The following is a 7,825-nucleotide window of genomic DNA, read 5'->3' on the forward strand; positions in this document are numbered from 1 at the left end:
GGGGCTCAGCTCAGCCCTTGCTCACCGCCGCGAGGATCTCCGGAAGCCGCCGCGCCGCCGCCGGCGCGGCCACCCGCAGGCCCGCCCAGCCGGCTCCCAGGCCGTAGGCGGCGCCCACCGGCAGCAGCGTCCACAGCAGGCCGTCGGCGTCCGCCGTGCGCAGCCAGATCGCGAGGGCGGCCACCGGCGCGCACAGCACCGCACCCGCGATCATCCCGCCGAGGATGCTGAGCCAGGCGATGCCCGCCTGACCCGGTGCCACGTTCTTGAAGCCGCTGTCCTGCGGTATCGAGTACGGGAAGTAGACCGACGCGCAGGCGCCCACCGCGAACAGCGCGCCGAGCAGGGCCAGTGACAGCCCCAGCGCCTCCGGCACCTTCCCCCAGTCGCCCGTGAACGCGGCCGAGCCCAGGACGACCAGCAGGACGTACGGCAGGGCGATCAGCGTCAAGGCCAGGGCGCGCGCCCGCAGTTCCTCGTAGGCGTCGCGCGGCGAGGCGATCGTCTGCAGGACCATCCAGAAGGCGGAGGTGTCCTGCCCGAACTGGTTGTACATCTGCATGCCGAGCATGACGACCGCGAAGAAGGACAGATAGACGCTGCCCTGGCCCTGCGCCGCGTTGACGCCCGGCACCAGCACACCGACACCCAGCGACGACACCCACGCCGCCTTGGTCTTCGGGTCGCGCCAGACATAGCGCAGCGAGCGGAGCATCACCGCGCCCGTGCGCCCGGCGGGCAGCAGCCGTGCCATGCCCGCCCCCTCGCGGCGCGCCCTGCCGGGCTTCTCGGTCCGCAAGGTCGAGGCGTCCGGCGCGGTCATCAGCTTCGTCAGGCTGTGCTGCCACCACCACAGCAGGACGGCGAGCACGGCGGCGGTCAGGGCCAGTTCGAGCACGGCCCTCCCGTACGCGCCCTCGCCCGCCGCCCGTACGGCGTCCATGGCCGACCCCGGCGGCACCCAGCGCAGCACGTCCGCCACCGGCTCCAGCCGGGCCAGGCCGCCCTCGCCGCTGAGCTGCTGTACGCCCAGGTTCACGAACTGCGCGCCCACGGCGATCAGCAGACCGCTGAGCACCGCCAGGTCGCGGCCCTTGCGGCTGGTCAGCAGCCGTACGTTCGCGGTGGCGACGGCGCGCGCCAGCGCCAGGCACACCAGTAGCGCCAGGAGCGTGCCCAGTGCGCCCGCGACGGCGGCCGCGACCCCGTGCGCCGTCGCCAGCACCGAGCCCACGATGATCACGAACGTGAAGGCGGGTCCGATGCCCACCAGCGACGCCGTCAGCAGCGCCGCCACCAGCGGGCCGGGCCGCAGCGGCAGCATCACCAGCCGGGTGGGGTCCAGGGTCTCGTCGCCGCTCGCGAAGAACAGCGGCATCACCGCCCAGCCGAGGCCGAGCACCGCCACGAGCGGGACGGTCAGGGCGGCCGCGTGGGCGTGGCCGCGCAGCGCGACCAGCCCGAGCAGCTGGAGCGCGGCGATCAGGGCCACCAGCGCGATCGAGGCGATGTGGACGGCCCGGCGCCCGGAGGACTGCCGCAGGCCGTTGCGCAGCAGCGACAGCTTCAGCCGGACGAAGACGGAGACGAGCGCGGGCGTACCGGCGGCGGCCGTCATCGGGCGCCGCCGCCCAGCCAGTCCAGGTCGTCGCCGGCCGTGCGCTCCCGCGCGCCCACCAGGCCCAGGAACGCGTCCTGGAGGGTCGGCGCGCTGCCGCGTACGTCCGCGAGCGGACCCTGTGCCCGGATCCGGCCCGCGGCCATCACCGCGACCCACGAACACAGCGACTCCACCAGCTCCATCACATGACTGGAGAAGACGACCGTCGCACCGGAGGCGGTGTAGCGCTCCAGGACGCCACGGATCGTCTGTGCCGAGACGGGGTCGACGCCCTCGAACGGCTCGTCCAGGAAGAGCACTTCCGGGTTGTGCAGCAGGGCGGCGGCCAGGCCGGTCTTCTTGCGCATGCCGGTGGAGTAGTCGATCACCAGCTTGTGCTGGGCGCCCGCGAGGTCCAGGACGTCCAGGAGCTGGGTCGCCCGCTTGTCGACCTCGGCACCGGGCAGGCCGCGCAGCCGCCCGGTGTACGCGAGCAGCTCCCGTCCCGACAGCCGCTCGAACATCCGCAGCCCCTCGGGAAGCACCCCGATCCGGGACTTGACCGCCACCGGGTCGCGCCACACGTCGTGGCCGCCGATCTCGACCCGGCCCATGTCGGGGCGGAGCAGGCCGGTGACCATGGAAAGCGTCGTCGTCTTGCCGGCGCCGTTCGGCCCGACGAGACCGATGAACTGCCCCGCGGGGAGTTCGAGATCGATGCCCGCGACGGCCACCTGCTCGCCGAACCGCTTCCACAGGCCCTCGACGCGTACGGCGACGCGTGACCCTTCCGTACCGCTGCCCTGCGCCAGTTCCATCGCGGCTTCCTCGCTCCCCGTGGCCGTGCGGGGGAACGAGCCGGCCCCCCGGTCTCCAGCCTAAGCGGCGGGCGGGCCGGGGGGCCGGGGCGCGGGGGCGTCACCGGCGGCGGGCGTCCGCCGCGTCGCGGCCGCAGGCGTAGGCCAGGGCGCTGACCAATTCCTCCGCGTCCGGCAGCCAGCGGTTGGCGGCGGTGGGCTGGCGCGCCCACTGCACGGAGCCGCGCGAGCCCATCCGGGTCGGAGGCGCGACCACGTAGTCGCCCTCGCCGCGCGCGATCAGATCGAGCGAGGACGGGTGCCAGCCCAGCTTCCGCGCGAGGTCGCCGACCTTCAGGGCGCCGCCGGGCAGGACGAAGAACAGCATGCGGCGGAAGGGCGTGCAGGTGATGGGGCCGAGCTGGATCTCCATGCGCTCCATGCGGGCGAGCGCCAGACAGCCGGCGGTCTCCGGCACGTCGAGCGCGTCGAAGGTGCGACCGGTCGGCAGCAGGACCGAGGCGCCGGGCTCCTTCGCCCACATGCGGCGGGCGGCGGCGGGGCTGCCGGTGGCCTGGGTGGCCCAGTCGGGCCGGGCCGGGTGCGCGCCGGGCGCGGGGCAGTCGGACTCGCCGCACGAGCAGCGTTCCCGGCCTTCCTCCGCCTCCAGCCAGGTGCCGGCGAAAACGTCCCAGTGCCGCTCCTCCGCATACCGAACAGCGGCGTCGAGCAGCTGCTCGCCGCGCTGTTGGGGGATGTGCGGGGCTCCTACTACTCCGATGGTCTCTTCCACGTCCAGCACAACTCCCCTTGTCACCAGGGGTTACGGCTCAGGCTCAGGCTTGTGGGCGGCGGTCGGATATGCACATGGGGCGCACGGATGCATGTACGGGGGCGCAGACGCGGGTTCGCCGCCGAGGGTGGGTAGCCACCCGCGAGGCGTCGGGGCGAGACGGTTCGCGGCAGTTCACAGCAGAACGGCTCACCGCGGACACTGCCTGGCCATTGCCGCCTTTGCTGTCATTACCGTTAAGTCCGCATTCTCCGGACATTCAGGGGGCAAAGATCACAGGGGAAGGCGCTCTCCGCACTCTCAGCTTCTCCGCATGTCGCGGCACGGGCCGCGAACGCTTAGCAGTCCCAGGGGGTACAGCATGGCCGCACGGCCACTCGTGGCGCGGCAGCCGAACGAACGGCTGCAGGCGCTCATTCAGGAAGCCGCCTGTTCCAATGCCGGCCTGGCGCGCCGGGTCAATATGTGCGGTGCCGAGCACGGTCTCGACCTGCGGTACGACAAAACATCCGTAGCCCGCTGGCTGCGGGGCCAGCAACCGCGCGGGCGTGCCCCGGCGATCATCGCCGAGGCGCTCGGCCGCAAGCTGGGCCGTACGGTCACCATCGACGAGATCGGCATGGCCAACGGCAAGAACCTCGCCTCCGGCGTCGGCCTCCAGTTCTCCCCGACCGTGCTCGGCGCGATCGAGCAGGTCTGCGAGTTGTGGCGCAGCGACGTCGGGCGCCGCGATTTCCTCAGCGGCACGTCGGTGGCCTCCTCCGCGCTCGTCGAACCCAGCCGTGACTGGCTGATCACGGGCGCGGATCCACAGGTCGCGCGCAACGCCGGGGCGCGGGTCGGTTCGTCCGACGTCGACGCGGTACGGGCGACCACGGACGCCCTGGTCGAGCTCGACCACCGGTACGGCAGCGGGCATGTGCGGCCCGTCGTGGTCCACTACCTCAACAGCGTCGTCTCCGGGCTGCTCGCCGGGTCCTACCGGGAATCGGTGGGGCGCGAACTCTTCGCGGCGGTCGCACGGTTGACCGAGCTCGCCGGGTACATGGCCGTCGACACCGGGCAGCCGGGGCTCGCCCAGCGCTACTACATCCAGGCGCTGCGGCTCGCCCAGGCCGCCGACGACCGGGGGTACGGGGGGTACGTGCTCGCCGCGAGCATGAGCCACCTCGCCGCGTCGCTGGGCAATCCGCGGGAGATCGCGCAGCTCGCGAAGGCCGCGCAGGAAGGGGCGCGGGGGCAGGTCACACCGCGCGCCGAGGCGATGTTCTGCGCGGCCGAGGCACGGGGGCACGCGCTGCTGGGCGACGCCCGGTCCTTCCAGGTGGTCGCGGGGCGGGCCCTCGCCAAGCTCGAACAGGCGGACGGAGCCAAGGATTCCGGTGACGATCCCTCGTGGATCCGCCACTTCGACCACGCCTACCTCGCCGACGAGCTGGCCCACTGCCACCGCGACCTCGGGCAGCCGGAACAGGCGCGCCGGCAGGCGGAGGACGCGATCGCCGGGCATCCGGAGGGGCGGGTGCGGCGGCGGGCGATCGGCATGCTGCTGCTGGCCACGGCCCAGGTGCAGCAGCGCGACGTGGACGAGGCGTGTGCCACGGGGACGCGGGCGCTGGAGCTGCTGGGGACGCTCCGGTCCAATCGGGGGGCGGAGTACCTGGACGACTTCCAGCAGCGGTTGGCGCCGTATCGGGAGGAGCCGGTGGTGCGGGAGTTCGGGGCGCGGTTGGAGGTGCAGGCGGCGTAAGCGGCGTAGGCGCTGCTTGCGCCTTGCGCGGTGCCGGTGCGGGGTGCGGTGCTGGTTGCTCGCCGTCTTCAGGTGCGGGCGCCGGGGGCTCCGGTGCGTTCCGGAATCGGATATTTACGGGCGGGGAGCCCTCCCTCCCTTCGTGGCCCGAACCGCCGCCCGCAAATATCCGGCAGCATTCCGGAACGCCCCTGCGCCCCCGGCGCCCTTCCGTTCGTCATGGGTGCGATGGGGTCGGCCTGCCGCATCCCCGGTTCTGGGCCGGAAGCTGTCCCGGCGCCCTTCCGTTCGTCGTGGTGCGGTGGTTGCGGCCGGTGCCTTGGTGCGTGGTGGGAACACTGGTACGGGACTGGTACAGGAGCGCATGGCCGTGTGCTGTGGGGACCCGGTAGCGTGAGTCGACGCTTCCGATAAGTCCCGTACAGCATGAGGAGTCCCGGTGACGCAGAGCGGACAGGGCAATGTGCCGCAGCCGCCCGCGCAGCCTCCGCGCGAGGGCGTGGCCCTGCCCGCGCACCAGGCGCCCGCCCCCGGCCAGTCCTGGGGCGGCGGCCCCTGGGGCCCGGACGCGCACCGCGCGCCCCTGCCGCCGGAGGCCCCGCCACGCCCGGGCGACTCCGAGGCCACGCAGTACATAGCCCCGGCCCTGGGTGCGCCGGGCGCGCACGCCGCCTCCGCCGCCCAGGACCCCGCCTCGCAGGCGACCCAGTACATGCCGCCGGTCGGCGCCGGCCCGCTCCCGGGCGCCCCGCCCCCGCCCGCGCCGTACGCCCGGGGGGCGAGCGACGAGGTCTCCCCGCAGCCGGCCTCCGATGCGCAGGGGCCCGCCGGGGCCGCCACGCAGTACATACCGCCGGTTCCGGGTCAGGGGACGGCCGGTGCCGCCACCCAGTACTTGCCGCCGGTTCGGGGCGGTGGTGATTCCCCCGCGCAGGCTTCCGCCGGTGAGGCGACCCAGTACTTGCCGTCGGTTCAGGGTGGCGGTGATTCCGCTTCGCAGGGTGCGGCTGGGGCTGCCACTCAGTACTTGCCGCCCGTTCGGGGCGGCGGCGATTCCGCCGGTGCCGCCACCCAGTACTTGTCTCCCGTTCGGCCCGCGCAGGGCGCCGGTGGTGCGGAGGGGCCGCAGTACCTGCCCGCGCCCGGTGCCGGTTCCGGGGGCGGCGACGCCGGAGCGGCCACCCAGTACTTGCCGCCGGTGGCGGACGGGCCCGTCCCCGAGGCCGCCACCCAGTACATGCCGCCGGTCCGCGAAGGGGCCGCCGGTGCGGCCACGCAGTACCTCCCGCCGGTCGGCGGAACCGGCGGAGTCGGCGGTCCGCCCGGTGCCCCCGCCGCCTACGGCAACAGCTCCGTGCCCCGCCCTCCGCGGGAGGAGGAGCGGCCGCCGCCCGCCGAGTTCGACCAGCTGTTCCGGACCAGCGGCGGCACGCCCCTCGCCGGGCCCGCGCACCAGGCGCCCCCCGTCAGGGGGCCCGCCCGGACGGGAGCCCCCGTACCTCCGCCGTCCCCCACTCCCCGGACGGACCCCGCGGGGAAGCGGCGGCTGCCCACCGCGGCGATCGTCGGGATCGTCGTCGCCGGCTGCGCCGTCGCGGGGCTCGCCGCCGGTGCGCTGCTCAGTGGCGGGGACGACAAGAAGAGCGATCCGCAGAACGCCGCCGTGAGCTCGGCCGAGCCCACCGCCCCGGACAAGGGCGAGGACAAGGACGACGGCACCAAGAAGACGCCGGCGCCCGCCGACCCGGCCGCCGCTCAGGCCAAGGCCCTGGACGCGCTGCTCAAGGACAGCAACAACAGCCGCGACGCGGTCATCAAGGCCGTCGACTCGACCAAGAGCTGCAAGGACCTCGGCCCGTCCGCGTCGAACCTGCGCGACGCCGCCAAGCAGCGCGACGGGCTCGTGACGCGCCTTCAGCAGACCACGATCGACAAGCTTCCTGGCAGCGGCGAGCTCTCGGCGCAGCTGACGAAGGCGTGGCAGTCGTCCTCCTCGGCCGACAGCCACTACGCCAAATGGGCCGACCAGGTGGGCGGCAAGAACGGCTGCGTCAAGGGCCACGCCCGGCCCAGCGGTGAGAGTGCCGCCGGCGACCGGGCCAGCGGTGACGCCACCGCCGCCAAGAAGAAGGCGGCCGACCTGTGGGACCCGATCGCGAAGAAGTACGGGCTGACGCCGCACAAGTGGACCCAGCTGTGAGGCGTCAGCCGCGCCGGCTCTCCTTCAGGGTCCGGGTCACATCGGTGAAACCGTTCTTCAGCGCGACGAGCCGACCGTCCCGTACCACCTGATAGGTGACGTTCGCGTTGACGACGCGCGGAGTGGCGCGCACGCCCAGCAGGACCGAGGGGCGCCAGCCGAGCCTCGGGGTGAGTCCGCCGGTGTCGACGGTGTGCCCGCCGTCCAGCGCCTGCCGGACCGTGGCCGCGCTGATGTCGTCGGGGTCCAGGGACTTCAGGACCGACCGCAGCACCGTGCAGGCGATCCAGGTGGTCTGCACGCCGGGGTCGGTGGGGGCGATCCGGTTGTCGCCGAAGGCGTGCCGGTCGATGACCCTCCGCATGGGTGCCCAGCGGGGGTCGTCCGCCGCCGGGTACCAGCCAGTGGCGTAGGCGCCCTCCAGGGGGCTGCTCGCGCCGCCCGTGCTGTCGACGAGGGACTGGTCGACGCTGCCGAGCACGGAGGCGATCCGCACCGTGGGGCCGCCGGTGCGCAGCCGGCGGAAGGAGTCGAAGAAGGTGATGGTGTGGTTGCCGAGCGCGGCGCCGACGCAGCTGCCGTCCGTCGCGCCGGCGAGGGCCGCCGCGGCCTGCGGCGTGTAGTCGGTCGCCGCCTCGGGGGCCGGGATGTCGGTGGCCGCCGGCCGGCCGCCGGCGGCGAGGCC

Annotated in this window: 5 protein-coding genes and 1 pseudogene; 2 read left to right on the top strand and 4 right to left on the bottom strand. The window is 73.9% G+C overall.

Features of this window, described 5'->3' with window-relative positions; translation table 11 throughout:
• Positions 1 to 10: 10 nt before the first annotated feature.
• From J7E86_RS06205 to J7E86_RS06215, 3 genes are all read right to left on the bottom strand, one after another.
• A complete protein-coding gene (locus J7E86_RS06205; protein ID WP_215080491.1) occupies positions 11 to 1,618 on the bottom strand; it encodes a transporter in 1,608 nt (535 codons plus the stop codon).
• A complete protein-coding gene (locus J7E86_RS06210; protein ID WP_215080492.1) occupies positions 1,615 to 2,418 on the bottom strand; it encodes an ABC transporter ATP-binding protein in 804 nt (267 codons plus the stop codon). The genes J7E86_RS06205 and J7E86_RS06210 overlap by 4 nt, the downstream gene beginning before the upstream one ends.
• Before the next feature lie 100 nt (positions 2,419 to 2,518).
• Positions 2,519 to 3,190 carry a bifunctional DNA primase/polymerase gene (locus J7E86_RS06215; protein ID WP_374223770.1) on the bottom strand — a complete coding sequence of 224 codons (672 nt, stop codon included), beginning with the start codon at positions 3,188 to 3,190 and terminating at the stop codon, positions 2,519 to 2,521.
• Between the two features lie 361 nt (positions 3,191 to 3,551).
• On the opposite strand from J7E86_RS06215, the gene J7E86_RS06220 reads away from it, so the two are divergent.
• The gene (locus J7E86_RS06220) at positions 3,552 to 4,940 is read left to right on the top strand and encodes a transcriptional regulator (protein WP_215080494.1); all 1,389 of its coding nucleotides are present in this window, start codon (positions 3,552 to 3,554) and stop codon (positions 4,938 to 4,940) included.
• A gap of 439 nt (positions 4,941 to 5,379) precedes the next feature.
• On the top strand, positions 5,380 to 7,140 hold the full coding sequence (locus tag J7E86_RS06225) for a hypothetical protein (protein WP_215080495.1): 1,761 nt from the start codon (positions 5,380 to 5,382) through the stop codon (positions 7,138 to 7,140).
• A 4-nt stretch (positions 7,141 to 7,144) separates the two neighbouring features.
• Here J7E86_RS06225 and J7E86_RS06230 read toward each other — a convergent pair.
• Positions 7,145 to 7,825 (bottom strand): annotated as a pseudogene (locus J7E86_RS06230) (hypothetical protein); the annotation flags it as partial.

Source organism: Streptomyces sp. ISL-11, assembly GCF_018614525.1.
Lineage (GTDB): Bacteria > Actinomycetota > Actinomycetes > Streptomycetales > Streptomycetaceae > Streptomyces.